This window comes from Rhodococcus sp. LB1, from assembly GCF_001583455.1.
In the GTDB taxonomy this organism is placed as follows: Bacteria; Actinomycetota; Actinomycetes; order Mycobacteriales; family Mycobacteriaceae; genus Rhodococcus_F; species Rhodococcus_F opacus.
Genome location: NZ_LTCZ01000046.1, coordinates 19,492 through 42,710 on the forward strand (window position 1 = coordinate 19,492; position 23,219 = coordinate 42,710).

General features: G+C 64.9%; 21 protein-coding genes and 1 pseudogene. 4 read left to right on the forward strand and 18 right to left on the reverse strand.

What is annotated here, in order from left to right:
- Positions 1 to 28: 28 nt before the first annotated feature.
- The 17 genes and pseudogenes from AZG88_RS49685 to AZG88_RS08875 all read right to left on the reverse strand — a co-directional run bounded on the left by AZG88_RS49685 (position 29) and on the right by AZG88_RS08875 (position 18,543).
- A complete protein-coding gene (locus tag AZG88_RS49685) occupies positions 29 to 412 on the reverse strand; it encodes an ArsR/SmtB family transcription factor (protein ID WP_082833264.1) in 384 nt (127 codons plus the stop codon).
- Positions 409 to 1,680: an MFS transporter gene (locus AZG88_RS08800; RefSeq protein WP_061697468.1), complete on the reverse strand. Its 1,272-nt coding sequence runs from the start codon at positions 1,678 to 1,680 to the stop codon at positions 409 to 411. The genes AZG88_RS49685 and AZG88_RS08800 overlap by 4 nt, the downstream gene beginning before the upstream one ends.
- Positions 1,677 to 3,767, reverse strand: a complete 2,091-nt coding sequence (locus tag AZG88_RS08805; protein ID WP_061697469.1) for an acetate--CoA ligase family protein — start codon at positions 3,765 to 3,767, stop codon at positions 1,677 to 1,679. The genes AZG88_RS08800 and AZG88_RS08805 overlap by 4 nt, the downstream gene beginning before the upstream one ends.
- Positions 3,764 to 4,576, reverse strand: a complete 813-nt coding sequence (locus tag AZG88_RS08810) for an enoyl-CoA hydratase/isomerase family protein (RefSeq protein ID WP_061697470.1) — start codon at positions 4,574 to 4,576, stop codon at positions 3,764 to 3,766. Before AZG88_RS08810 ends, AZG88_RS08805 begins: the two co-directional genes overlap by 4 nt.
- A 21-nt stretch (positions 4,577 to 4,597) precedes the next feature.
- Positions 4,598 to 6,211 (reverse strand): monocarboxylate uptake permease MctP, encoded by a 1,614-nt coding sequence (gene mctP, locus AZG88_RS08815; protein ID WP_061697471.1) that lies wholly within the window; start codon positions 6,209 to 6,211, stop codon positions 4,598 to 4,600.
- A complete protein-coding gene (locus AZG88_RS08820; RefSeq protein ID WP_231913890.1) occupies positions 6,208 to 6,408 on the reverse strand; it encodes a DUF3311 domain-containing protein in 201 nt (66 codons plus the stop codon). The genes mctP and AZG88_RS08820 overlap by 4 nt, the downstream gene beginning before the upstream one ends.
- Positions 6,409 to 6,641: 233 nt before the next feature.
- Positions 6,642 to 6,866, reverse strand: coding sequence for a hypothetical protein (locus AZG88_RS08825; RefSeq protein WP_231913892.1), 225 nt, complete (start codon positions 6,864 to 6,866; stop codon positions 6,642 to 6,644).
- A gap of 64 nt (positions 6,867 to 6,930) precedes the next feature.
- Positions 6,931 to 8,037, reverse strand: a complete 1,107-nt coding sequence (locus AZG88_RS08830; protein ID WP_063886788.1) for an enoyl-CoA hydratase/isomerase family protein — start codon at positions 8,035 to 8,037, stop codon at positions 6,931 to 6,933.
- Positions 8,030 to 9,574, reverse strand: coding sequence for a CoA-acylating methylmalonate-semialdehyde dehydrogenase (locus AZG88_RS08835; RefSeq protein WP_061697473.1), 1,545 nt, complete (start codon positions 9,572 to 9,574; stop codon positions 8,030 to 8,032). Before AZG88_RS08835 ends, AZG88_RS08830 begins: the two co-directional genes overlap by 8 nt.
- Before the next feature lie 25 nt (positions 9,575 to 9,599).
- A complete protein-coding gene (locus tag AZG88_RS08840; protein WP_061697474.1) occupies positions 9,600 to 10,760 on the reverse strand; it encodes an iron-containing alcohol dehydrogenase in 1,161 nt (386 codons plus the stop codon).
- Positions 10,761 to 10,777: 17 nt separating this feature from the next.
- Positions 10,778 to 11,589, reverse strand: a pseudogene (locus AZG88_RS08845) (enoyl-CoA hydratase).
- A gap of 59 nt (positions 11,590 to 11,648) precedes the next feature.
- Positions 11,649 to 12,632, reverse strand: coding sequence for an NADPH:quinone oxidoreductase family protein (locus tag AZG88_RS08850; protein WP_061697475.1), 984 nt, complete (start codon positions 12,630 to 12,632; stop codon positions 11,649 to 11,651).
- A gap of 44 nt (positions 12,633 to 12,676) precedes the next feature.
- Positions 12,677 to 13,957 (reverse strand): crotonyl-CoA carboxylase/reductase, encoded by a 1,281-nt coding sequence (gene ccrA / locus AZG88_RS08855; RefSeq protein ID WP_156517452.1) that lies wholly within the window; start codon positions 13,955 to 13,957, stop codon positions 12,677 to 12,679.
- Positions 13,958 to 14,119: 162 nt separating this feature from the next.
- Entirely contained in the window at positions 14,120 to 14,947 is an 828-nt protein-coding gene (locus AZG88_RS08860; RefSeq protein ID WP_061043339.1) for an enoyl-CoA hydratase/isomerase family protein, read from the reverse strand.
- Entirely contained in the window at positions 14,944 to 16,536 is a 1,593-nt protein-coding gene (locus AZG88_RS08865; protein WP_061697476.1) for an AMP-binding protein, read from the reverse strand. Before AZG88_RS08865 ends, AZG88_RS08860 begins: the two co-directional genes overlap by 4 nt.
- A 2-nt stretch (positions 16,537 to 16,538) precedes the next feature.
- Positions 16,539 to 17,108 carry an OsmC family protein gene (locus tag AZG88_RS08870; RefSeq protein ID WP_061043341.1) on the reverse strand — a complete coding sequence of 190 codons (570 nt, stop codon included), beginning with the start codon at positions 17,106 to 17,108 and terminating at the stop codon, positions 16,539 to 16,541.
- Positions 17,109 to 17,163: 55 nt separating this feature from the next.
- Positions 17,164 to 18,543 (reverse strand): MFS transporter, encoded by a 1,380-nt coding sequence (locus tag AZG88_RS08875; RefSeq protein WP_061697477.1) that lies wholly within the window; start codon positions 18,541 to 18,543, stop codon positions 17,164 to 17,166.
- Positions 18,544 to 18,896: 353 nt separating this feature from the next.
- On the opposite strand from AZG88_RS08875, the gene AZG88_RS08880 reads away from it, so the two are divergent.
- Positions 18,897 to 19,184, forward strand: a complete 288-nt coding sequence (locus AZG88_RS08880) for an ArsR/SmtB family transcription factor (protein WP_061697478.1) — start codon at positions 18,897 to 18,899, stop codon at positions 19,182 to 19,184.
- A gap of 52 nt (positions 19,185 to 19,236) precedes the next feature.
- On the forward strand, positions 19,237 to 19,629 hold the full coding sequence (locus AZG88_RS08885; RefSeq protein ID WP_231913894.1) for an OsmC family protein: 393 nt from the start codon (positions 19,237 to 19,239) through the stop codon (positions 19,627 to 19,629).
- A 17-nt stretch (positions 19,630 to 19,646) separates the two neighbouring features.
- Here the strand turns inward: AZG88_RS08885 and AZG88_RS08890 are convergent, their stop codons facing one another.
- Entirely contained in the window at positions 19,647 to 20,540 is an 894-nt protein-coding gene (locus AZG88_RS08890) for a LysR family transcriptional regulator (RefSeq protein WP_061697480.1), read from the reverse strand.
- Between the two features lie 987 nt (positions 20,541 to 21,527).
- On the opposite strand from AZG88_RS08890, the gene AZG88_RS08895 reads away from it, so the two are divergent.
- Together AZG88_RS08895 and AZG88_RS08900 are read left to right on the forward strand one after the other, a co-directional pair.
- Positions 21,528 to 22,364 (forward strand): phosphoenolpyruvate hydrolase family protein, encoded by an 837-nt coding sequence (locus AZG88_RS08895; protein WP_061697481.1) that lies wholly within the window; start codon positions 21,528 to 21,530, stop codon positions 22,362 to 22,364.
- A 45-nt stretch (positions 22,365 to 22,409) separates the two neighbouring features.
- A complete protein-coding gene (locus tag AZG88_RS08900; protein WP_061043346.1) occupies positions 22,410 to 23,219 on the forward strand; it encodes an SDR family NAD(P)-dependent oxidoreductase in 810 nt (269 codons plus the stop codon).

Consider the following 23,219-nt stretch of genomic DNA (forward strand, 5'->3'; position numbering starts at 1 on the left):
GTAGGCGGCGGCAGAGGATGAGCGGGATTCATTGTCGCCCCTGTTCTGCAGAGGAGGCCTGCGGTTCCCCATCGTCTGATGCTCGAATTCTCGGCAGTGCTTGCAGGGCCCGTTGTGAGGTGTCACGACCGACGGAGGCGACCAGGAGTTCGGTTAAGTGACGCAGTGCTTCTCGTTCGAAACGTACATATCGGCGTCGTCCGTCGATGGCGACGGTCACCAATCCTGCTTCGGTGAGCATCTTCACGTGGTAGGAGACGGTGGATGCACCGACATCTGCGTGGTCTACGAGGTGCGTACACGAAATCTCCCGCATTCGAGCGATGATGGTAAGCAGGTGCAGTCGCACGGGGTCTGCGAGGATGCGGGCGATGCGGGCGATTTCGTCTGGGAGGTGGGATTCTGAGCTCATTCGCCGTTCTCCGTCGGCAGGGACGTTGTGATGTCGCGGTCCGCCCGAATGAGGAGCGCCATTGCGGCTGCCCCGATGACCGGCCCCAGCGCGAGAGTCAGCAGTGCGGCAGACCAGGACCAGTGCTCGACCAAGACCGGAACCAGCCACAGGGTGAGGGTTGTCGTGAGGTAGCCGAGTGCGAGTTGGATCGAGACCGCACCGCCGACGTAGACCGGGTCTGCGCGTTCGGTCACTAGCGCCGAGAATTGTGCGGAGTCGGCGATGACCCAGAATCCCCAGAACACACAAACAGTGAGCACGATCGGTAGCGGTGCGGTGTCGAGGATACTCAGCCCGATTGCTGCGGTTCCCGAGCAGATAAGGCAGATCAGTGCCGATTGCGCGCGGCCATATCGGTCGCTGAGACGGCCGCCGACGAAGCACCCGATTGCTCCGGCACCGATGCAGGCGAAGGAGAGTGCGGACCCCGTCGCGTCGGGGTGGGGGCCGGTGGCGATGGCAGGAAGGGTGGCGAGGAATGCCCCGACCCAGGCCCACATGGCGTAGAGCTCCCACATGTGGCCCATGTAGCCGATGTTGGCGAGAGCGACGTGTTTGTTCCGGAGGCTGGTGATTGTGGCGGTGAGGCTGAACGGCTGCCGGGGAAATGGGTACGGGCCGGACGTGCGAAGTAGCAGGATCAGGCCGCCACCCGCCGCAGTCATGATGGTGGTGGCGGTGATGACATGCTGCCACTGCACATCTCCGAACGAGTTGACCAGGTGCGGCAGCGCGGAGCCGAGCGTGAGTGCGCCGATCATGACTCCGAGGGCGGTGCCGCGACCGCTTCGGAACCAGGTGGATACCTCTTTCAGTGCCGGCGGATATACCGCGGCGAGGAAGATGCCGGTGAGCAGCCGCAGCGGTAGGGCTGTGGCGAGACCATCGGCGAACAGAAGGCTCAGGTTGGCCAGGGCGGCGCCGACGGCGCCGCCGAAGATCAGGATGCGGCCGGGTACGGCGTCGGCCAGGCCGGTGGCAGCGGCGGTGACCGCACCGATGACGAAGCCGAACTGGACGGCGATGGTCAGCAATGATGAACCGGCCGCGGACAAGTTCCACACGGCCACCAGTTGCGGGACCACGAACGACGCCGAGAACCACACACTCATCGACAGGAATGTGCTGATGGCGATCAGTGTGAGCGCCGTTGAGGATCGTTGCGCCGGCGCAGCGGCCGGTATGCGCCCGGGTGCCGGCTGGAGCTCGGCGTCGTATGGGCTCACCGCAGGTGACCTCCGGGGTTCTTGCCGCGGCGGGCCAGCCACCGGACACCACCGAGAGCGTCGATCGCGCGGTCCACAGAATCGAACAGTGCGACACCGGCGGCGGCTGCCACGGGCCGCAGCTGTCGTACCAACTCGTCCTGGTTCTGGTCGAATCCACTGCGCAGGACCAGCGCGAGGGGGATGCCACCGCGCTCGGCGTTGACGAGGTCCTCGGTCAGCGACCGCACCAGCTTGTTTCCGGGCTCGATGGCCTGCAGATCGAACACGGTGCCGAGATCGAGGAACGCGCAGATCGCGTCGATCGAGTCGTCGGTGGCGACCGCGGAGACGATGGAGCCGGTGAAGCTCCCGGTCTCGTCGAATAGGGACCAGATCGGTATGTCGATCGGATTCGACAAGCTGGTTCCCGGGGCCTCGAACGGCGTGAGGCGTTCGCGTGTGGATTCGGCGAACGGTGCCATCTGCAGGTTCCACCGGTCGGCACGGTCGGAGCCGACCACGGCGACGCCACCGCCGCTGCCGACCAGGGCAAGGTTGTCCCCGTCGAGCGCGGGGACGAATTGTAGCGCCGTGAGGACGTCGAGCAGCTGGTCGAGGTCGTCGACCAGTAGCACTCCCGCCTGGCGTGCGGCGTCCTCGAGAAGCTGTGGGTCGCTGGCGAGGGCGCCAGTGTGCGAGGCGGCGGCGGCGCCGCCCGCCGCGGTGCGGCCGCCCTTGAGTAGGACCACGGGTTTGGTCATCTTGCGAGCGAGTCGGAAGAAGTCGCCGGCCCACCGGTCGTCCTCGAGGTAAAAGGCGGCGGCGTGTGTTCGGGGATCGGCTTCGCAGAAGGCCAGGAACTCGGCGGGACTGACATCGTCACAGTTGCCCACTGAGCTGACGAAGCTGAATTGAAGACCGAGCTCGGTCCCGCGCCGCAGGATGTCGCCGGCGTAGGTGCCGGACTGCGACACCACCGCGAGGTGCCCCTCGGTCGTGCTGGACGCGTCGGTGCCGATCATGGTCATCCGCTCGTACGGCGTGTAGTGGCCGATGCAGTTGGGCCCGAGCACCCGTAGGTCGCTTGCGTTGAGTATGTCCTTGAATGGCGGTGTGTCGGCGGTGAGGATGTGCGCGGTGCGGGTGCCGCGTGCGGCGAGCGCGCGCAACGCGTCGGGCACCGCCGCGGCCGGTAGCGCGAGGACCGCGCGATCGATGTTCTCGGGAAGCGCGTCGATATCCGGCAAAGTCGACACACCGTAGATGCTGGTGTTCTTGCCGCTGATCGGCAGGACCTGGCCGGTGTAGCCGAAGTCGACGAGGCTGCGCACCGAACGGAAACCCATTTTCCGTTCGTCGGCGGAGGCACCGATGATGGCCACCGATCGCGGGTAGATCGCCGGCCGCAGGGTCTCGTAGCTGGCAGATGGATCGGGAACCGGACGTACATGGCATTCGGTGACATCGAGTGCGGTCGCTCGGGCATCGACGGCGACGATGCGATCGGAGGTGACGACGACCGGGTTAAAGTCGACTTCGGTGATGTCCTCGTTGAGCAGCAGACCGGACGGTCCGCCGACGGCGACGAGCATCTCGACGACGTCGTCGAGGCGCTGCGGGAAGCGCTTCTCGATGACCCGTCCGAGTCGGGTGCTCGACACGATCCGCCGGGCCTCGACGGCATCGACTGGGGCCAGCGCGAACACGACGTCGTCGAGTGTTTCGATGTCGACCCCACCGTGTCCGAACATCACGACCGGGCCGAAGCCGGGTGCGTCGAGACCGCCGACTACCGCTTCGAGACCGGAGTCCACCATGGCCTCGACGGTGACGCCGCGGACCGTGGCCCCCATGGCGCGCTGCGTCTCGAGGAGTTCGTCGGTGCGGCGTCGGGTATCTTCCGGCGCCACCCCGAGCAGGACACCACCGGCCTTGCTCTTGTGGACGACATTGTCGGCGACCAGTTTCACGGCGACGGGACGGCCGATTGCTTCTGCGATCCGCCCGGCTTCGACCCCGTTGGTGGCGAAGGTGACCGCGTTGGCGGCGACGCCGTAGCGGATGGCAAGGTCGCGAATGATGTCTTCGCGGAGTCGTTGGGTCATCGGTCTGCTCCCGCCTTCTCGAGCTTGTCCTGCAGATCGGTGGGTGCATTCGGGTACTGCGGAGGCCGCTTCTGCAGGAAGGACTGCACACCTTCGTCTCCGTCGGGCAGGTCACGGACCACTGCGGCGAGAAGCGGCTCGAGTGCGTTGCCGGCGTCGAGTCCGTTGTGCAGGGTCACCCGCAGCCCGGTCTTTATCGCCCGCACCACGGCGGGTGAGACTTCTGCGATCTGATGTGCGAGCGTCAGTGCGCGGGCGAGAGTGTCAGCCGGGTGGCATACTTCGCTGACGAATCCGGATTCGCGGGCGGCGTCGGCGGCGACTGGTGCGGCGGTGGCCAGCATTTTGAAGGCGACCGGGTAGGTCACGATGTCCAGCAGGCGGCTCAACTGCCCGCCGACGGGGACCAGGCCGATGCGGGCGCCGACAGCGCAGAATTTCGCATTGTGGCCGGCGATCCGGATGTCGCAGTTGAGTGCCAGGATGAATCCGGCGGCATAGGCTGCGCCGTTCACGGCTGCGATGACCGGGGTGCCGAGGTCGGCGGGCAGGGTGAAGGCGGCATTGGCCTCGGGGTCACCTGCTGTGTCCGGGTTGTGCAGGACTTCCTGCAGATCGTGTCCGGACGAGAAGGTGTTGGCGTCACCGGTGATCACGATGGCCCGGACGGACGTGGTCTGATCGGCCTCGAGCAGTAACTTCCGCAGTTGTGGGGCCATATCGCCGCTGAATGCGTTGCGCTTGGCGGGGTTTGCGATGGTGAAAATCCGGACTGGACCGTCGTCGGTCCGGTTGATGGTGGCAGTCATGGAAATCGGCACTCCTGAAGGTCAGTGGGCGGCGGGGGCGTTTGCGACGGCACCGGCGTTAATGCCGGTTGCGGTCGATTCGGGTGATATCGGTGCGGTGGTGTTGATCTGCCGGGTACGGCGCAGTGTCGAGGTGATGCCGCTCCAGACGAGCGTCACGACGAGGTTCAGGATCAGCGCCGAGATGGCGATGTACATCGGCGAGGACAGGAAGAACGGGGCCGCCGTCGAGCCACCGAAGTGACTGGCCTTGGGGGATGAGACGTTGTAGGCGGCGATCGTGCCGTAGGCGATACCGAATGCCCACCCTGCCAGCAGTGCCCGCTTGTCGGCGAAGCGTTCGGTGAACAGGCCGAGCAGCACCGTGGGGATGGTCTGCAGAATCCAGATACCGCCGAGCAACTGGAAATTGAGGGCGAACTGGCTGTCGAGGGTCAGGACGAACACCAGCGCCCCGAGCTTGACCAGTACGGACACTACCTTGGAGATCTCGGTTTCCCGGCGGCTGGTGGTTTCGGAGCGGGAGAACTGGCGGATGATGTTCCGGCTGACCAGGTTCCCGGCGCCGATGGCCATGATTGCCGCCGGTACAAGGGCGCTCATCGCGATCGCGGCGTATGCGACGCCGACGAACCACGAGGGGAACATCTCTTGTAGCAACTGTGGCACGGCGAACTGCGGATTGCCGTTGAGGGGTTTGATTCCGGCCGCCAGCGCCATTATGCCGAGCAACGCCACGAAGCCGAGGAGCACGGTGTAGATCGGGAGGACGGACATGTTTCGGCGTACCGTGCGGGCGCCGCGGGCGGCGAAGACACCGGTGATGGCATGCGGGTACAGGAAGAACGCCATGCCGGAGCCGAGCGCGAGGGTCATGTAGACGCTGGCGTTGACGCTGATCGTCGCCGCTTCCGGGTCGGGGGAGTTGGTGCGTTCGGCGATTGCGGCGCCGGCGTCGGCGAAGATCTGCCCGAAGCCGCCGAGTTTGATCGGGATGACGATGACGGCGACGATGACCACGATGTAGGTCAGCCCGTCCTTGAGGAACGCGATCAGTGCCGGCGCGCGGATACCCGAGGAGTAGGTGTATGCCGCGAGGACTCCGAACGCGATGAACAGGGGGAGATCGCGCACGATCCAGCTGGCGGTCGGGCCCGCTTGGATACCCATGGATGCGAAGACGACCTCGAGGCCGACGAGCTGCAGTGCGAGGTAGGGCAGGGTGGCCAGCAGTCCGGTGAGGGTGATCGCCAGGCCGAGGGCTTGTGATTTGAAGCGGTCGTTGACGAAGTCGGTCAGCGTCACATAGCCCTTCGCGTGGGCCAGCCGAACTAGACGGGGCAGGAACAGGAAGCCCAGCGAGTAGAGGACGACCGCGTTGGGCACCGCGTAGAAGCCGAAGGCGCCGATGCTGAAGATCGCTGCGGGTACAGCGATCAAGGTGTAGGCGGAGTACAGGTCTCCGCCGAGAAGGAACCAGGTGATGAATCCGCCGAAGCCGCGGCCGCCGAGGGCCCACTCGTCGAGTTGGTGTTCGTTCTTGGCTCGGCGCCATCGGCTGGCGACGAAGCCCATTCCGGTAACCAGTACGAACAGGACCATGAACACACCGAAGGTGACGCCGTTGAAGGTCATTGCGCGTCCCCGATTTCAGGTTCGTTGCGGAAGGCGATGTAGTAGGTGGCGCCACATCCGCAGGCGGCGGCGATCGCCATGGTCATCTGGAACCAGTAGAAGAACGGCAATCCGCCGAGGGTTGGTTCGGTGTGCTGATACAGCGGAACGGACAGTGCGAGCGCGACCGGTGTGGCTACGAGGATCGTGCAGATCACGCGCTTGGTCCATGACAAGGTCGGTCGAGGGTTGTCCGGAGGGGTGCTGGGCGGAGGCGCAGGAATCATTTTGATACTCCTAAATCTATCGAAGTATTGGATGTGAGAATCAGATCACATCGGCGGTCGCTGGGTCAACGCCCAAGTTCTCGACACCGAATATGCCCAACAAATGATCGAAAATATGGTGGGACAACCACATTCGGTATCGCGGTTCCCGCGAAGTTGGGGAGTCACGATCGCGGACTGTCGTCGTCGACGTAGCAGGACAACGGGCGCGCCCACACGCAGCACAGCACCCCACCGGCGAGCAGGGAAGCGCCGCACATCAAGGCCACCGCGCGGAGAGTGAGAGTGAGGTCGAGGGCTGGCCAGTGTCCGGAGGTGGGATCCTCCACTTGGACGAGGGCAAGCGTCAGAACGCCGGCCAGGACGAGTCCCGCACCAGCGGTAACCACGTGGATCACTCTGGGAGACATCGCCGCATCCCCCAGAGCACGTATCCAGCGGCGTCCCAGCAGGTTACGGTAGACGGTGCCATACGCTCGACCCACCGGCGTCGAACCCGCCGAACAGCGATTCTCCCCAAACGGGGGATCGATCCTTGTCGACCAAACCCGCACGGACGCCTTCGACGAAGTCGGGCGTGCGGGCGAGATGGGTGGCGACGTCCAGCTCCATCTTCAAACAGCGCAGCAGGTTCCGTTGTTTGCCCGCGGTCAACACCGCGAACGTCACCTCCAAGCTCTGCGGGGACGCCGAATCGAGTACCGCGAGAGTTTCCCGTGACCATGAGCTGTGATGATCACGGAGGCGGGAGTGGATCTCGGACAGGCTCGGTGCGCCGAAGCACCAATCGATCTCGCATCGGTGTTCGGCCAACCGGCTGGTGGTAGTCGGGGCTGCGGGAGGCAGTGAGCGCAGCACCTCATCGATCGGCGTCTGCGGGTTTTCCTCCAGCGCTGACACCACGAGGGCCACGTCGGTAACCCGGTGCGTGGCCAGCCCGGTGTACATGGCATCGGCAGCATCGAGACGGTAGCCCGTCAACCCGAGGTACATCCCGAGCGCACCCGGAAGTCGGGACAGGAAATAGCTACCGCCGACATCCGGGAAGAACCCGATCGCGGTTTCGGGCATCGCCAGCACCGCCTTGTCACTGACGACACGGAACGCACCATGCACGGACAATCCCATTCCGCCGCCCATGCAGACCCCGTCGATCAGTGAGACCAAGGGGGTTGTGAGTTCCGCGATCCGGGCGTTGAGGCGGTACTCGGAGGCGAAGAAGTCGTCGCTGTCGCCGTATGCACCGTCCACAGTGTTCTGGCGGATCTGACGTATGTCACCACCGGCGCAGAACGCCTTCGGGCTCGAACTCTCCAGAACCACAGCGGTCCCCGGATTCTCTTCCCACCCGTCGAGGGCGCGATGGAGCTGGGCGATCATCGATGTGGTCAGCGCGTTCAACGCCTTCGGGCGATTGAGAACGATTCGAGCGACCGGACCCTGGTGGTGGAACCGGATCTCGTCGGCGTCGTCGGGGACGATGGTGCTTTGCTCGGGCTGAACTGTGGTGCGCTCATGCGTGAGGGTGTATCCGCACCGCCCGAATCGGACCTCACTCATGGGTGGGCATGGAGAAGTCGGTGCGGGTCTGGGTGTCGTTGGGCCAGCGGGTGGTGGCGGTCTTGTTGCGGGTGTAGAACCGCACGCCTTCGGGGCCGTGGATGTGGTGGTCACCGAACAGGGACCGTTTCCAGCCGCCGAAGGAGTGGAAGGCCATGGGGACGGGGATGGGGACGTTGATGCCGACCATGCCGACCTTGACGTGGTGGAGGTAGGTGCGGGCGGTGTTGCCGTCGGCGGTGAAGATGGCGGTGCCGTTGCCGAATTCGTGATCGTTGACTAACTGGAGGGCCTTCTCGAAGGATTCGGCGCGGACGATGGACAGGACCGGTCCGAAGATCTCCTCGAGGTAGATCCGCATGGTCGGGGTGACGTGGTCGAAGAGGGTGCCGCCGAGGAAGAATCCCGCCCCGGCGTCCTTCGGGGTGCTCGGCCGGCCGTCGACGACGAGTTCGGCGCCTTCCTCGACGCCGATGTCGATGTAGGAGGCGACCTTGTCGCGGTGCACCCCGGTCACCAGCGGGCCCATCTCCACGTCGGGGTCGGTACCGGGGCCGACCTTCAGATCGGCGAGGGCGGCGACGAGACGATCGCGCAGGGCGTTGGCGGTTTCCTCGCCGACGGGCACGGCGACGGAGATGGCCATGCACCGCTCTCCGGCGGAGCCGTAGGCGGCGCCCATGAGGGCGGAGACGGCCTGGTCGAGGTCGGCGTCGGGCATGATCACCATGTGGTTCTTCGCGCCGCCGAGGGCCTGGACGCGTTTGCCCTGCGCGGAGGCGGTGGTGTGGATGGACTCCGCGACCGGGGTGGAGCCGACGAAGCTGATCGCCTCGACATGATCGTGGGTCAGGAGGGCGTCGACCGCGACCTTGTCGCCGTGCACGACGTTGAACACCCCGTCCGGCAGGCCGGCCTCGGTCAGCAGCTTCGCGAGTTCGACGCTGAGGGTGGGGTCCTTCTCGGAGGGCTTCATCACGAACGTGTTCCCACAGGCGAGGGCGACGGGGAACATCCACATCGGGACCATGGCGGGGAAGTTGAACGGGGAGATGCCGGCGACGACGCCGAGCGGCTGGCGGAAGGTGACTCCGTCGACGGCGCGGCCGACGTTTTCGGAGAACTCGCCCTTGAGTTGCTGCGGGATGCCGCAGGCGAATTCGACGACCTCGAGGCCGCGGGTCACCTCGCCCTTGGCGTCGGAGTGCACTTTGCCGTGCTCGGCGGTGATGATGGCGGCGAGCCGGTCGGCGTCGCGTTCGACGAGGTCGCGGAATCGGAACAGGATGCGGGCCCGGATGTGCGCGGGAGTGGCCGACCAGGCGGGGAAGGACGCGGCCGCCGCGGCGACCGCGGCATCGACATCGGCGGTGGTGGCCATCGCGACCTTGCCGGTGATCTGCCCGGTGGCGGGGTTGTAGACGTCGGCGCGGGTGGCGGCGCCGCGGGCGTCGATCTGACCGGCGATGTAGTGGTCGATGTCGACCGGCCGACAGCCAGTGGTGCCGGTCGACGGGGTGGGAAGGGTGGCAGTCATGTGAAGTGTTCTCCTGAAAGGGTTTTCAGCCGTAGATCTGGGCGTAGAGGTCGCGGATCTCGGCATCGGTCGGGACGAGGGGGTTGTTGTTCGGTGACCCGGAGGCGAGGGCCTGTTCGGCCATGAGCGGGATCAGTTCGTCCCAGCGGGCCTTGTCGATGCCGTAGGCCTTGGGCGTGGGCACGGCCACGTCGCGGCACAGCTCGCGCAGCGCGTCGACGAGGTTGTTCGCGGCGGTGGTGTTGTCGTCGCCGGTGGTGGCGACTCCGAGGGCGCGGGCGCAGTCGGCGTACCGGGATTCCGCGGCGCGGACCGAGAACGCGGTGACCGCGGGGAAGAGCATGGCGTTCGATAGTCCGTGGGCGACGTGGAAGTGGGCGCCGATCGGCCGGCTCATTCCGTGCACCAGGGCGACGGAGGAGTTGGAGAACGCGATCCCGGCTTGGGTGGCGGCGAGCATCATCTGCTCACGGGCCTCGGTGTCGGAGCCGTCGGTGTAGGCGCGGCGCAGGACCCGGCCGATGGTGCCGATCGCGACGAGCGCGAGGCTGTCGGCGAAGGGGTTGGCCTTCTTGCTGACGTACGCCTCGATGGCATGGGTGAGGGCGTCGACGCCGGTGTCGGCGGTCAGCCGGGGCGGCATCGACACGGTTAGCTCGTAGTCGATGACCGCGGCGATCGGTAGGAACGCCAGGCCCGGGCAGAGCATCTTCTCGTCGGAGACGCTGTCGGTGATGACGGTGAACTGGGTTGCTTCCGAGCCGCTTCCGGCGGTGGTGGGGACGGCGATGACCGGCAGGGCCGGCCCGGTGTTGTTGCGGGGGGCCTTGTAGTCGCGCATCTGCCCGCCCTGGCGGCCGAGGATTCCCAGGGCCTTGGCGGTGTCCATCGGGCTGCCGCCGCCGAACCCGATGACCGAGTCGCAGTCGTGCTCGGCGATCGCGGCCAGTCCGGCGTCGAGGGAGTCGGTCGTCGGATCCGGGACGGTGTCGGCGAACAGGCGCGGCGACAGACCGGCGGACTCGAGGGTCTTGATCATCTGTTCCGCGGCGCCGGTGCCGACGAGGAACGAATCGGTGACCACCAGCGGGCGGGTGAGCCCGAGGCTCGAGACCACCTCGCCGATCTCGGCGACGGCGCCGCCGCCAATCCGCATGATCCGCGGGAGTGCGATTGGTGAAGCCATGTGCAGATCTCGCTTTCTCAACGGTTGGTGAAGTGCGGCTTGCGCTTGTCGAGGAAGGCGGTCATGCCTTCGGTCTGGCCGTCGGTGGCGAAGGCGGCGTGGAACAGGCGACGCTCGAACCGCAGGCCCTCTGCCAGGGGGTCTCGAAGGCGGAGTTCACGGCCTCTTTGGCCATCAGGACCGAGGGTCGGGAGAATCCGGCGATCTGCTGCGCGATGGCGATTGCCTCGTCGATGAGGGTGTCGGCGGGGACGATGCGGGCGACGAGGCCGATCTTCTCCGCTTCCTCGGCGTCGATGGTGCGGCCGGTCAGGACCATGTCCATGGCCTTGGACTTGCCGACGGCGCGGGTCAGGCGTTGGGTGCCGCCGGCGCCGGGAAGGATCCCGATGGTGATTTCGGGCTGGCCGAATTTGGCGGTGTCCGCGGCGATGATCAGGTCGCAGCTCATTGCGAGTTCGGCGCCGCCGCCGAGGGCGTATCCGGCGACCGCGGCGATGATGGGCTTGCGGGTGGTCGAGGCGCGTTCCCAGCTGGCGGTGATGAAGTCTTCGAGGTAGACGTCGGTGAACGATTTCGGCTGCATCTCGGCGATATCGGCGCCCGCCGCGAAGGCCTTGGCGCTGCCGGTCAATACAACGGCACCGATGCTGTCGTCGGCCTCGGTGGTATCGAGCGCGTGGGTCAGTTCAATGGTGAGAGCATCACATAGGGCGTTGAGCGCTTTCGGGCGGTCGAGCGTGATCAGCGCTACCGGACCGCGGCGTTCGACGCGGAGGTGTTCGTACTCGTCCCAGTTGCCGTCGAACGACGGGGCTTCTTCGGCCATGGAGGTCATATGCCTCACTCCTGTTTCTTCTTGGTTTCTGCGATGGGTGACGGACGACGTCAGACGGTGATGACTGTCTTTCCTTGGGTGCGTCCGTGGGCGAGCTGGTCGAGGGCTGTGGGTACATCTTCGAGGCCTAATCGGGCGGTGATCAGCGGATCAATCAGGCCGGCGGCGGCCATCTCGAAGATGGCTGCTTGGGCGATGTGTACGAGGTCCGGTCGGTGTTTGCGGTACAACGACCAGTGCAGGCCCGCGATGGTGTAGTTCTTCACTAACGCGTGGTTGAGGTGCGGACGTGGAATGTAGCCGCTGGCGAATCCGATGACCACGATGCGTCCCTCGAAGGCAATGTATTTCGTTGCCTGCTCGTAGGCCTTGCCGCCAACCGAGTCGAACACGATGTCGGCGCCGGCCGGTGCGGCTGCCTTCACCTGCTCGATCACGTCGCCGTCGGATCGGTCGATGACCACGTCGGCTCCGAGACGGGAGGCGGTAGCGGCTTTGTCTGCACCGGACACGATCGCAATCACGGTCGCGCCTGCCGCTCGGGCGACCTGCACGGCCGCCGAGCCGACACCACCCGCAGCGGCGGTGATCACGATGGTGTCACCGGCCTTGATCGACGCCCGTCGGTGCAGGCCCAGCCAAGCGGTCAGATAGGTCAGATTCAAGGTTGCCGCGACACTGTCGTCGATGGCGCGGGGAACGATGTAGACCTCGTCCGCGTTCAGCAGGGCAACGTCGGCGAAGCCGCCATGAGGGAGGATTGGCTGGCCGACGACCCGCGAGGCGAGCAACATGGGGTCGACTCCGCCACCGATGTCGTCCACCCAGCCGCACACCTCGAGGCCTGGGGTGAACGGCGGATCCGGCTTCTGTTGATACTCGCCCCGGCACAGCAGAACGTCGGCGAAGTTACACGAGGTGGCGGCCACTCGAAGCCGCACCTGCCCGTGGCCGGGGGTGGGTACGGTTGCCGCTTCCAGACGGAGGACGGACGAGGGCTCACCGTACTGACGGACTTTCCATGCTCGGGACATTTTGTGCACCTTTGCTTGTGGTTCTGCTGTGCCGTTGCGGGTAATCAGGCTCGGCGACCCTCGTTGGGGGTTGTGGCACCGATGAGGTGGACCGTGTTGCCGAAGACCTCTTCGCCGCGGCCCATCTGGGCGTGGGAGGGCGGAATGTCGGCCATGGGCAGGACGCGGCCGACGACCGGGTCGATCTTCCCGTCGACGACCAGCTGGTTGTAGGCGATCGCCTGGGCGTCGTTGGTGCCGTGCGAGCCCTGCAGTCGCTTCTGGCGGGTCCAGTGGTACCGCAGGTCCACCATGGCGTCGAAGCCGGTGGTTCCGGCGCAGATGGCGACCATGCCGCCCGGTTGGCACACGAAGATGCTGGTCGGAATGGTTGAGGCGCCGGGGTGCTCGAACACGATCGCCGGGTCTTCTCGGTTGCCGGCGATTTCCCAGATCTTCTTGCCGAACGCGCGGGCGCTGGCGGTCCACTTCTTCTGGCCTTTGGCGTCGTCGACCAACGGCGGTATTCCCCAGTGATCGAATTCGCGGCGGTTGATGTAGCCGATGGCCCCGTACTTCATCGCGTAGGAGCCGCGTTCGTCGTCCGATACCACGGCAATCGCCCGGCCGCCGGCTTCGCGGACGAGCTGGCAGGCCTGGGTTCCGAGTCCGCCGGAGCCACCCCACACCAACACCAGGTCGCCCTCGGTGACGGTGTTCCCCTGCCAGCCGTGCAGCATCCGGTAGGCGGTCGTGCCGACCAGGGTGGGTGCAGCCGCTTCGGCCCAGCTCAGGTGTGCCGCTTTGGGGAGTATTTGGTGCGCTTGAGCGCGGGCGAACTGCCCGAACGAGCCGTAGTTGGTGTCGTAGCCCCAGATCTTCGCACTGGGTGCGATCATCTGGTCGCGTCCGGAGGTGATCCACGGGTCGTCCTCGTCCCACACTCCCGGATGGACGACGACCTCGTCGCCGATGCTGATGCCGCTGACCCCTTCACCGACGGCGTAGACGATGCCCGAGGCGTCCGACCCTCCGACGTGGAAGTCCTCGGTCTCGCCCCGTCGCTGCCGGGTCGCGACCTGATCTACCGGGTAGCCGCGGGCTGCCCAGACGTTGTTGTAGTTGACGCCGGCCGCCATCACGGCGATCAGCACTTCACCGGTACCGAGCTGCGGGGTGTCGACGACCTCGTGGACGAACGCGGTGGCGGGATCGCCGTACCGCTCCGGGCGCACGACCTGCGCGTGCATGCTCTTGGGAACCACGCCGAGTGGGGGCAGCGTTCCCGGCTCCACCGCGTCGGTGGTTGGGTCGGCAACGGACTGGCGCTCCATCAGTTCGGTCACGATCATCTCCTATATATTCATATTCGTAGAATCATCAAACTATTGATCGGGTGCTATTCCCCAACCCCCCGGCCCCTTCAATCGGAGAGGCGCGTCGGCGGGGATCAGATTTCGGACACCGGGCGCGTGAGAAGAGTTCTCGCGCAACCGGCGCCGGAACTGTTACTGCTCGACGGCGCCGTACCGTTCGTCCCGCCACGCCAGGGCGGCCCCGAGTCCCTTGGACGCGACGAGCTCGGTGAACTCGGCACGCTCGGGAGTTTCGGCCGAGTTCAACACCGCGGCGATATCGAGATTCGACTCGACCGCGCTGGTCAGCCCCATCGCGTCGTAGGCACGGGTGATGGCCCGCTTGGTGTACCGGAGGATCGACAGGGGAGTGAGTGCGATCTTGCGGGCGAGGACGTCGACGGTCTTGTCCAGGTCGGCCTTGCTGACCACACGGTTGACCATCCCGAGCGTTGCGGCTCGTTCGGCGTCGATGATGTCTCCGGTGTAGAGCAATTCGTTGGTTGCCTTCTGCCCGAGCAGGAACGGCATCAACAGCGTCACAGGCCCGGAGCCGAACCGGATCTCAGGCTCACCGAACTGGGCGTCGTCGGCCGCGATGATCAGATCGCACGCCATCGCCAGTTCGCAGCCACCGGCCAGACACCACCCGGAGACGGCGGCGATGACCGGCTTCTTCAGTCGCCACACCTGCATCGACAGCCCGATGTTGTTGGTCAGGCCGGCATGCCACTGTTCGGCGGTCGAGACACCCATCTCCACTTCCTGGGCGATGTCGTAGCCGACGCTGAACGACTTTTCGCCGCCCTGCAGGACGACGACCTTGATCGCCGGGTCGGCTTCCGCGGCGGTCAGGGCCTGCGACAGTTCCTGCATCAATTCGACCGACAGCGCGTTGAGTTTCTTCGGCCGGTTGATGGTCAGCCAGGCGACTTCTCCGCGGTACTCGGTACGGACGAGATCGTCAGTGGATGTGGTCATGCTATTGCCTCGCTTCGCAATTCGATTTCGGAGTCCGACTGCGTCCGCAGACGGGCCTTGTCGACCTTGCCCACGGCGGTCCGGGGCAATGCGTCGACGACGATGAACTGGTCGGGAATCCACCATCGGGGGAATCGCTCACCGACGTGCGCGCGAAGCGCGGCGTCGATGTCCCCGGTGGCGTTGTCGGCGGCCACGATGTAGGCGAGCGGCCGCTCGATCCATCGCGGATGTGCCATCGCCACGATGGCGGCCGACGACACGGCCGGGTGGGTGCACAGGTATTGCTCGAGTTCGGCGGTCGCGATCCACTCGCCCCCGGACTTGATCAGGTCCTTCTCCCGGTCGTGCAGCCGCAAACGGCCTTGCTGGTCGATCGAGGCGATGTCGCCGGTGTCGAACCAGTTCCTGTCGCCGTCCCGTACTCCCACGATGAACGGCCCCCGTACCTGCAGCTTGCCCATGGTCGGCTCGGAGCCGTCCTGAGCGAACCCTCCAGTGTCGACACGTAGCTCCACCAGGGGAATGGGGACTCCGGCCGAGGTCGTGGGTTCGAGGCGTTCGTAGGTGCTGCACGCCATGGTCTCGGTCATGCCCCAAGCCGTGCTGACGGTGGCACCGAGAACGGTCGCCACCGCGTCCACGACGGGCTGCGGGACGGCACTGCCACCACTGAAGACCTCCCGCAGACGGTTCGGCCGCGGTGCGTGCCCGGCGGCGACGGCCGCGCATACGTCGTGCCAGACCGTTGGGACCGCGGCAGCGGCGGTGACGGACTCCTCGCTGAGGATCGCGGCCACGCGGTCCGCAGCGAGGTCACCGCCGCAGAGGACCAGCGACGCTCCGGTCAGCGCGCAGGTCAGAGGCAGCCCCCATCCGTTCACGTGGAAGAACGGTGCCAGTGGAAGGACCCGGTCGGAGCTGTGCAGCCCCGAGGCGGCGGTGGTGGCCTGGCTGAGGGTGTGCAGCATGACCGCGCGGTGGCTGACCGCGTAACTCTTTGGCCGCCCGGTCGTTCCGTTGGTATGGAACAGGTACGCGGTAGTGTTCTCATCCTCCACCGCAGCCGGCGCCGACAGGGTCGCGTCTGCCTCGGTCAGGTCGCGGTAGCGGACGACCGTGTCCGCGTGCTCGGTCCAGTCGCGCTCGCCGACGACCATCAGGGGTACCCCGGCCTGGCGCAATACGCCCAGGACCGACCGGACGTTCCGACCCAGGACCGGGTGGTCCACCATCTCCCCGTCGACCACCACGGCGGCCGGTCGGGGAGACATGGCCTGGTCGATGAGGAGCTCAACGCTCAGGCGTGCGTTGAGGCTGTTGACGGCGGCGCCGAGAAGGGGCACGCCGAGCATGACCTCGAAGTGCTCGAGAGTGTTGAACGCGAGTACCGCGACCGTGTGCCCTGGCCCGATGCCCAGCTCTGCGTGCGCACCGGCGGCCAGACGCTGCGCTCGCGCCGCCACATCGGGGAAGGACCAACGTGTGGTCGGCGACCCGCTGGCTTCTCCTGCGATGCTCACGACCTCCGACTGCGGATGAATGTTGCTCATTCGCCACAGCAGATGGTCGACGGTCAGGGGAAACATGGCTACTTCACCAGGGTGGTGACGACCTGCACCGGGTTGGCGAGGGTGTCCCGAATCGGCGAACGCTTCTGCACAGCGTCGGTAAGCTCCTGCAGCTGCGCGGTCGAGGCGTTCGGGGACTCGGCGTGCACGCTAATCCGGATCTCCTGGGCGCCGGGGCGGACGCTGTCGTCGAGATTGAGGAAGCCCTGGAGATCGAAATCGGTCTGCATCTCCAGTCGCAGCGAGGACAGTTCGATGCCCCGCACGGCCGCGTTGGTGGCGTAGGTGACCGCGTAGCAGCCGGCGAGCGCCTGGAGCACGTACTCGGCGGGGCTGGCAGCCTTGTCCGTGCCCAGCAAAGCCGCCGGCTCGTCGGACTCGAGGACGTACGACGCCTCCCGGCTGCTCACCAGCTCACCGTTCTGGTGCAGCTCGCCCGTGGTCGAACGCTGATGGCAGCCGTCGAGCCACTCGGATCCGAGTGAGAACGTCACCTGGGCGAGTGCGGGGGTCTCGCGGACCGCGTCGATCGTGGAGTGGAGGGCCTGCTTGTCGACACCGTTGATGGTGGCTGAGGAGGTGCTGGTCATGAGGTATTGCCTTTCGTTTCGTGTGAGCGTGCGCGGGCGTCGAAGGATGCCTTCGCTAGGCGTTTGAGGGAGCAGGGGAGTCGTGGTTGTCGACCGCAGCAGTTCTTTTCGGTGAGCTGTGGGGATCGAGATCGATGTCCTTTTTGTTGGTCTCCGGTGCAAGGAAGGCGCAGACCACGGTGATGACGCTGAGGACGGTGAAGTACCCGACCACCAGCCACGGGCTTCCGTTTCCGACTGCGAGCAGTGATGTGGCGATCAGAGGTGAGAAGCCGCCGGCGAACACCGAGCCGATTTGATAGCCGACTGATGCGCCGCTGTATCGCACTCCGGTGGAAAACATTTCGGAGAAGAAGGCCGCTTGCGGGCCGTACATCGCGTCGTGGAAGAAGTTCAATCCGATCACCATGGCGAGAGTGATCAGGACCGGGTTGCCGGTGTCGGCCAGGAGGAAGAACGGGCCGATGAACAGTGCGCTGGTAACGGCGCCGAATAGATATAGGGGGCGTCGGCCGAATCTGTCGGACAGTGCTGCCCAGATCGGTACGGAAAAGAGGCCTATCGCTGACGCGATCAGGACGGAGTTCAAGCCGACGCTGGTCGCTGTGCCCAAACTTCGGGCGATGTAGGCGATGCCGAACACCGTGTAGAGGTAGTAGATCGCGTTCTGTGACAGTCGCATTCCGGTTGTCAGGTACACCGCCCGTCGTTCGTGGCGGAACAGCTCGACGACGGGCCTTTCGGCGATGGTGTCGTTCCTCTTCATGTCGGCGAACTTTTCGGGTTCCGACAATCCGATGCGGATTAGTAGGCCGACGAAGACCAGCAGGCCGCTGATGAGGAAGGGGATGCGCCAGCCCCAGGCGAGGAAGGTTGCGTCGTCGAGAACGGTGCGAGCGATGCTGAACGCTCCGACGGCAAGCAGCATGCCGGCGGAGACGCCGATCTGGGTGAAGCTCCCGTAGAAGCCGCGGCGGTTCGGTGGCGCCGACTCCACGGACATCAGCGCTGCGCCGCCCCATTCGCCGCCGACGCCGAATCCCTTTGCGAGACGAAGAACGAGCAGGAGGATCGGTGCCCAGATGCCGATTGAGGAGTGGGTGGGAAGGACGCCGATGAGGGTGGTGCTCGCTCCCATGATCAGCAGCGACGCCACCAGCATCGCCTTACGTCCCACCCGGTCACCGATGTGGCCGGCGACGATTCCGCCGATGGGGCGGGCGAGGAAGCCCACCGCGTAGGTACCGAACGCTGCGATGAGTCCGATCGCGGGGCTGACGTCCGGGAAGAAGAGGGGGCTGAATACCAGGGCTGCGGCGGTGCCGTACAGAAAGAAGTCGTACCACTCGATCGTGGTGCCGACGAAACTGCCGAGCGCAACCATTCTCAGAGAGTTAGGTTTTCGGGTACCCGACGGCGCGTTCGATGAGCTCATAGCCGGGGTCTCCTCTCGGGAGGTGGGTCGCCGCTGAGGTTGCGGTGACGTGTCGAAGGGTGTGGCGGGTGTACGGGTCCGGGTCGTCGCCGGCCGCGACCCGTAGTGGATTTGGGCTTTGAGGGGGACGGTCGAATCGTGGTTGTGACGCCCGACCCGCCATCTCTCTGGTGTGTCTCAAGTCTCAACCGGGGGCAACCGGGGTGGCAATAACCAAAGCGTCGCGAGGCTCTGCAAATTTGCACAACGGCAGGTGGACGCGGGTATCCGCGGTTCGGCGCCATCAAATCAAGCATCAAGATATAGTTGGATTGTTGGCCATCAATAGAAATATCGAAGGATTAGGAGTGCCCATGCTCCACGGCGCCGCCCCCACGCTCGACGAGTTGGTGGACGTCCTCAAAGCGCTGGCGGACCCCGTCCGGTTGGATCTGCTCAGGCGCATCGCGGCTGTCGACGAGATGGCCTGTACCGACCTGGTCGAGGAATCCCACGTGTCTGCCTCCACCGTCTCGTATCACGTCAAAACGCTGAGGACCGCCGGCCTGGTGCAGGTACGTAAGGAGGGCCGCAACTTTCACTACACATATCGGCCGGAGACTGCCCGGTCGCTGACGTCTGCGCTGAACAGTATGGGATGAGCTCGTGGTGTACAGATCAACCGTCAGCGGTCGTGGGGCAGGTGTGTATCACGTGGCGCACGGTGCGGATCCGGCGCGCCCGCTACGGTTCGACGGCGACCCCGCGTTCGGTGGCAAGGACCGAGCGCTTGGCCCCTTCGAACACCTTCTCGGAGCGCTCGGTGCCTGCTGCCAAATCACTGCCGATATCGTCGCGCGGTCGCGGCGAGTGACGCTGGGGCAGGTCCGGACGACCATCGAGACGAGCTTCGACAACTCGGTGCTGGTGCGCGGCATGCCGGGAACTTCCCAGTTCAACACCCTCGACGTCGACGTTGCCGTGGAATCGTCACTCAGCACTGAAGAGCTCGGCGACCTTGGGCGTGAGGTGGAACGCCGCTGCCCAATTTTCCAGCTCTTCGTCGCGAGCGGCGTTCGAGTCAGCAGCTCGTGGACGCGGCTGTGAGGCGAACGCGATAGCGGCTACCGAGCCAGGTGCAGTCCGCTGGCGTTCGCGACCAGCTTCTCGATGTGCTCGGACATGACGCGAACTCGAGCCAGACGCACCAGGTCGCGTGGAACGGAAATCCAGTAGCTGCGTTCAATCTTCGCCGTGATTTTCGTGAGTCGTTGCAGGCGCTGATTTCCATCAGCGATGAATGAAGGAAGCAATGCTATTCCCAGGTCCGCTTCTGCAGCCTGGATGAATCCGGCGATGTTGTTGGTCTGAATCTGGGCTTGCGCGTTCGGCAGCAACTCGTACAGCAGATTGAACGTGCTGAAGTCGAGCGCTGTATCTACGTACCAGATCAAGACGTGGTTGTAGAGATCTTCTAACGTCTCTACCGGCGGGTGTGAGGCTAGGTAGTCATGCGACGCATAGAATCCCAGCGAGTAGTTGGCGAGTCTCTGAACTGTCACGGCGCGAGCCTGCGGACGCTCAATCGTGATAGCGAGGTCGAACTCCCGGGGGGTGAGTGACGCGTGTCTGTTCGCCGTGACAACTTCGACTATGAGGCCAGGATGCTGGCCTTGGATCGCTCCGAGGCCGGGGAGTAACAGGTAGGCCCCGAATCCGTCGGGAGCAATAATGCGCACATGGCCCGTCAGGGATGGGCCCCGCGACAAGCAATCTTCCTGCGCTGCAAGCACAGCCGCTTCCACCATCTCGGCATGGACCAGCAGTTGGGCCCCGGCATCTGTCAATGTCCAGCCGTCGGAAGTGCGATCGAACAAGCGATTCTCCACCGCTCGCTCAAGGCGAGTGATGTGGCGGCTGACCGTGGTGTGGTTGATCTGCAAGTGCTTGGCAGCCTCGGTGAGCCTGCCACGACGTGCGACTTCCAGAAAGAGTTTGAGATCATCAGCCGAGAACATTGGTTCACTCTAGTCAATTGCGATGTGTCTCAACCAGGCCCAAACTACGTAGAGACTGCTATGGGACGTGAGGAACTGACCGAGGGATCCTGAAGAGTCGGAAGGCGCTCTTCATTCGGCCTTTGCACCGGCGCCGCAACAAAATACCCGGTAAGATTTCCCCGCTTCCTCACCCCCTCGGCCTACGCCGCGTGCAGCACTCGACGATGACGTTGGCACCGCTATCGGCGGGCCAGATGCCACCCCGGCCCGCATCCGGGCATAGCAGGTACTCGCGTTCCCTCGAAGCTGGTGCTCGACTGACCAACCACGTCGCCCGATTGGTCGTGAGCACCGAATCCGAAACCGACCGGTCGTAATCTCAGCGTCCGTGCCGATGCCGCCATATGAGGGATGACGAAATCCCCAGGTCGTGTGCACTTGGATGAGATTCAGTCCGTCCTGCTCGCCGAGATCCTCCACGCGAAGTTCACCGTCTCGTCGGTGGCCTTGGCGGGGTGGCGCGATTGGATACTTCATCGCGACTTCCTTTCGTCCTGCGGGGATGCCGACGTGTGCGGTTTGCCCATGCACGACGACCCGAAGGTCGGCGTGTCATACGGGGTGGGGTCATTGGCGAAGAGTCGGCATGACGAATTGGTACGCCGGTGGGCTGCGTCTGGCCGCCCTCCGACACCGGGCTCATGCGAAGGTGCGGACTCCCGGTGCCGAAGCGCTCCTCTAACGCGCGGTGTTGTGTCTTCCTCCTGCTGTCGTTCCGACGCCCGTAGCGCCTCGACCAGCGCACATGTGTCTCGGTGATGACGCATCCTCACCGCCAGGTGCTTCTTGGGTCCCGGGTCCCAGTGTGTGTCGTCGAGGCGCTTCGGGTCTTGTGTAGAGCTCGTCTGCAGAGGTTGACAGCGAATGTCGACAGAGATACGTTGATATTCGACATAAATAAGTGATGGCGGTCACGCTATCCGAGGTTTGGAAAGGGCGGCCCAAATGTCGTTCACGCGAGAGCAGGTTGTCGACCGGCTACGCACTCAAGTCGGCCACCAGCGCCCGATCGTCGGCGCGGGGGCGGGCACCGGCATCTCGGCGAAGTTCATCGAACGAGGGGGAGCTGATCTCATCATCGTCTACAACTCCGGACGCTTCCGCATGGCAGGTCATAGCTCGATGTGTGGGCTTCTCCCGTTAGGCGACGCAAACGCGATCGTTCTGGAGATGGGTGAGCGTGAGGTTCTCCCGGTTGTGCACGAGACACCTGTCGTGGCGGGCGTGAACGGGACCGACCCGACCAGGGACATGCGTCGGCTGCTTAACCAGGTTGCGGCGGCGGGCTTTTCTGGCGTCAACAACTTCCCGACGGTGGGACTGTTCGACGGTCGTATCCGGGAGGAACTCGAGGCATCAGGTCTGGGTTTCGAGCGTGAGGTTGACATGATCGACATCGCACACGACTTGGGCCTGTTCACCATCGTCTATGTCTTCACCCCGCAGGAGGCCGCGGCCATGGCAGCGGTAGGCGCCGACGTGGTAATCGCCCATATGGGGCTGACTGTGGGCGGCAGCATCGGCATGTCGACCGACGGCGCCTTTTCTCTCGAAGACGCCTGCGACCGGGTACAAGCGATCGGAGAGGCGGCACTCGCGATCAAGGACGACGTCATCGTTCTGTGCCATGGAGGGCCCATCGCAACACCCTCCGACGCCGAGTACGTGATGAAGCGAACGAACGCCGTGGGCTTCGTCGGCGCCTCCAGCATGGAACGACTTCCCGTCGAGGAAGCTCTGACCCAGACGACCAAGGCGTTCAAGGCAACAACGACCGCCTGAGGTCGGAAACTCCCTATCTCACTCACCACATCAAGAAGGACCACCATGATTGCCCACCTGCAAGACAACTTCGACTGGGCGGCCGTCGGCGACAAGCTCGCAAACACGGTCACGCTGGTCGTCGGAGGTGCCCGCGGAACGGGCAAGACCACTGCCGATAATCTTCTCCAACTGGGTGCCCGAGTCGCCATCTCGGACCTGAACAAAGAACGAGTCGATGCCGTTGCCGAAGAATTCAAGCACTACGGTGACCGATTCCTCGGCGTCGCAGGAGACGCCACCCGGACCGACGACGCCGAGCGGGTCGCCGCCCAGACCGTCGAAGAGTTCGGGGCGCTACACAATGTCGTGTACTCGGCTGGCGCCTACCGTGCCCAACGTCCCACCCTCGAAATAGGAACCGACGAATGGGACCTCATCATCGACTCTAATCTCAAGGGCGCCTTCGTCACCTACCAGGCGACCATCCCGCACATTGCTGGGGCCGGCGGTGGCGCGCTCGTGAGCATCTCGTCGCTCGCCGGGCGCACCTCCAGCCCCTTCCTTGGTTGCCACTACTCCGCTGCCAAAGCAGGAATTTTAGGGTTGACCAGGCACATCGCCAAAGAATTCGGCCCTCAGAACATTCGTGCAAACTCCATCTGCCCCGGCGGGATCGTCGGGGTACGCATGAACGACTTACTTGCGGATCTGCATCGTGAAGCAGATTTGGTGGAGCTGGCCAAGCAGACTCCGTTGGGACGCAACGTGTACGAGCAGGATGTCGTCGGGGCCACGCTGTTCCTTTTATCCGACCTGTCTCGGTTCATCACCGGTGCCACCCTGGACGTCAACGGCGGCATCCTCACCCTCTGA